Raw genomic sequence first — 3360 nt, 5'->3', positions numbered from 1 at the left:
CAGCGGCTGGGCGGTGGTGTTGGCGCGGCGCTCGAACTTCGGCTCGATCGCGGCGATCGAGGCGCCGTCCATGCCGGTGGCCACCACCGAGACGCGGATCACGCCGTCCAGCGTCGGGTCGAAGGCGGCGCCGAAGATGATGTTGGCTTCCGGATCGACCTGCTCGGCGATGGCGTTGGCCGCCTCGTCGACTTCCAGCAGGGTCATGTCGAGGCCGCCGGTGACATTGACCAGCACGGCCTTGGCACCCTTCAGCGAGACCTCGTCCAGCAGCGGGTTCTGGATCGCGTTCTGGGCGGCCATCAGGGCGCGGTCGTCGCCGGCCGCCTCGCCCGTGCCCATCATCGCCTTGCCCATCTCGGTCATGACCGTGCGGACGTCGGCGAAGTCGAGGTTGATCAGGCCGGGCAGCACCATCAGGTCGGTGATCGAACGCACGCCGGAGTGCAGGACCTGGTCGGCCATGCCGAAGGCCTCGGCGAAGGTCGTCCGCTCGTTGGCGACACGGAACAGGTTCTGGTTCGGGATGACGATCAGGGTGTCGACATAGCGCTGCAGCTCGTTGATGCCGGCGTCGGCCAGGCGCATGCGGTGGCGGCCCTCGAAGTGGAAGGGCTTGGTCACCACGCCGACGGTCAGGATGCCGCGCTCGCGGGCGCACTTGGCGATGATCGGGGCCGCGCCGGTGCCGGTGCCGCCGCCCATGCCGGCGGTGATGAACACCATGTGCGAGCCGTCGAGATGCTCGCCGATCTCCGGGATCGACTCCTCGGCCGCGCTCATGCCGACTTCCGGATGCGCGCCGGCGCCGAGCCCTTGCGTCGCCTGCACGCCGAGCTGGATGCGGCGCTCGGTCTTGGAGAACTGCAACTGCTGGGCGTCCGTGTTGGCGACGACGAACTCGACGCCCTCCAGCCCGGCTTCGATCATGTTGTTGACGGCGTTGCCGCCAGCGCCGCCGACGCCGAAGACGACTATGCGCGGCTTCAATTCCGTAGCGCGCGGCGCGGTTAGAGAAATGGCCATTGGACCCCTGCGTCCTTCCAGTGTGCGACCCAGAACGCCCGGCGACCCACCCCCGAACGTTCCTGCTTAAGGATGAGTTACTATTGGCGACCAACATCCTTAATCGAGGGTTAAGCGCATATCGTGAGTCGGACCTCCGTCGACGCGGACGAACATCTAAAATGGTGCTTGTTCCACAGGGACTCAGGCAGCGGCGACAAAGCGCCGCCGGCTGCTTTGCGCCACCCCGGAAATCCTGTGTCCGCACCGCTGACGCAGGCGTAAAATCGCCTTGATGGACGTTTGCGCGGACGTGGACGGGCGACGGCCGCGATGGAGGCGACGATGAAGAGCAGCCTCATCGCCCTGGCGAGCGCGGCAGCCCTGGCCGCGATCCCGGCGCCGGCCGCAGCCCAGCACTGGGGCGGACATATGGGCGGCGGCCATGCCTGGAGCGGCCGCGGCGGCTACCATGGCTACGGCGGATACCGCGGTTACGGCCGGCGCCACGGATATCGCGGCTACCCCGGCCATTATCATTATGGTTACGGTTGGGGGTGGCCCTTGGCCGGATTCGGCCTGGGCCTGGCGCTGGGCGGCGCCTGGTCCTACCCCTACTACGGCTACTACGACTACTCCGCGTATCCGGCCTATCCCGCCTACGCCTCCCCGCCGCTGGCCGCGCAGAGCGAGCCCTACGCCTGCGGATCCTGGATCTGGCATCCGGAAAGCTACACCTACGCCTGGGCGCCGTGCGCCCCGGGCGGCCCGAACGTGGTGGTCCCGCCGGCCGACGTCGCGCCGGCGCCGCATGAGATCGTCCCGAAGGTAGTCCCGGCGCCGAACTGAAGCGCGTCCGCTTCCTTGTCCGCTCGTCCCCTCGAAAGGGGGATCCAGGCGTTTTTCGTTTCAGGCGGTGCAGCCGCCTCGGCGGCTCAGACAAAAAAACCTGGGTCCCCGCTTTCGCGGGGAAGAGCGGATGTTGGAGGTTGCACGCGCGCGCGAGCCGGCCGCTTGCGCCACAGCGCCCTCAGCGCGCTGGCGGCGGGCTTTTCGACGAAGGTGTAGGACGCCCAGGCGAGACCCAGGCAGAGGCCGGCGGCCAGCGCGATCGCCAGCCAGTCCGGCCCCCAGGCCTTGGCGTGCTCGATCACGGTCACGCCCACCCGCTGGTGGATCAGGTAGAGCGAATAGGAGAGCCGGCCGATCCAGGCCAGGAGCGGGACGCCTGCGTCGGCCGCCACGCTCGCGATCAGCAGGCAGATCGCGCCCAGGACGACGGCCGCGCACAAGGCCGACGGCTTTCCCGCCAGAGTCAGGGTCCCAGCGTGGAAGCCGTAAAGCGCCAGCGCCGCGAGCCCGAGCCAGGCCCCGGCGGCACGGCGCTTTTCCTTGAGGATGAACCAGGCCGACATCCCGGCCAGGAAGTAGGGCATGTAGCGGGCGATCAGGAGCAGGTCGGCCACGTGCGGATTGATCCGCTCCGCCGGGGCGCCGATGACGCCCAAGGCGATCAGCCCCAGCCAGAACCGCTGCTTCAAGAGAAGCCACGCCGCGGCGACATAGGCGTAGAAGGTGATCTCCACGACCAGCGACCAGTAGGCGCCGTCGACGAAGCGGAACCCGAGCGGCTCGCCCAGCATGGTCAGGTTGCCGAGATAGTCCGCCAGGCTGACCTTGAAGACCCCGGGGCCGGCGAGGCTCACGAACGCCGCGGTCAGGCTCATGCAGACCAGGAAGGCCGGATAGAGGCGGGCGAAGCGATTGAAGGCGAACTCGAGGGCGTCGCGGCTTCGAAGCAGGGTCATGGTGATGACCATGCCGCTGATGACGAAGAACACCTGCACGCCGTAGCTTCCCAGCTCGAACAGCGGCGAATAGGCGTGGTCGAAGCCGTAGACGTTTGTCGGCTGCAGCGGCGGGGCGAAGCGCACCAGGTAGTGGAACGCCATGACCGACAGGATGGCGACGCCGCGCCAGGTGTCGATTGCGTCGATCCGTGGCTTCATGGCAGGGCGACCAAGCGTACGAGCACAGGCCGCCGACGATCGACGGACGACGATCATGGGCCGCCAAGCGCGGCCGTCACTGCAAAATGATCAGCTGAGCTTTACGTTCCGGGCGCCGCTACAGGTTCTCGCGCAGCCAGGCGGCGGCCTTGGCGACCGGGTTGGCGCGCGGGTCGAGCGGCTCGCGCTTCAGCTTGGCCGAAGCGAGCGCCTTGGCCGAGACCGCCTCGCGCGGGCCGAAGGCGGCGCGGTGCAGGACGCCGGCGGCGGCGGTGAAGGCCGGGCCGGAGGCGGCGTCGGCGAGATGCGGCACCCGCCGCGGACGGCCCAGGCGCACGGGACGGTC

Annotated in this window: 3 protein-coding genes and 1 pseudogene; 1 reads left to right on the top strand and 3 read right to left on the bottom strand. The window is 68.7% G+C overall.

Going from position 1 to position 3360, the window contains the following annotated elements:
• Nucleotides 1-1026, bottom strand: a 1026-nt coding sequence (gene ftsZ / locus VJS38_RS14710) for a cell division protein FtsZ (RefSeq protein WP_324088900.1), incomplete at its 3' end; no start/stop codon positions are given.
• 324 nt (nucleotides 1027-1350) lie between these two features.
• Between ftsZ and VJS38_RS14705 the strand changes: the two genes are divergently transcribed.
• Complete coding sequence (locus VJS38_RS14705) at nucleotides 1351-1854, top strand: hypothetical protein (RefSeq protein ID WP_324088899.1); 504 nt, start codon at nucleotides 1351-1353, stop codon at nucleotides 1852-1854.
• 86 nt (nucleotides 1855-1940) lie between these two features.
• Here VJS38_RS14705 and VJS38_RS14700 read toward each other — a convergent pair whose 3' ends face one another.
• Nucleotides 1941-3014 (bottom strand): acyltransferase, encoded by a 1074-nt coding sequence (locus VJS38_RS14700; RefSeq protein ID WP_324088898.1) that lies wholly within the window; start codon nucleotides 3012-3014, stop codon nucleotides 1941-1943.
• Nucleotides 3015-3132: 118 nt separating this feature from the next.
• Nucleotides 3133-3360 (bottom strand): annotated as a pseudogene (locus VJS38_RS14695) (cell division protein FtsA); the annotation flags it as partial.

This window comes from Phenylobacterium sp. (assembly GCF_035276905.1).
Classification (GTDB): Bacteria; Pseudomonadota; Alphaproteobacteria; order Caulobacterales; family Caulobacteraceae; genus Phenylobacterium.
Note: the sequence above shows the minus strand (reverse complement) of the source record. Positions and strands in the feature narration are given on the sequence as shown.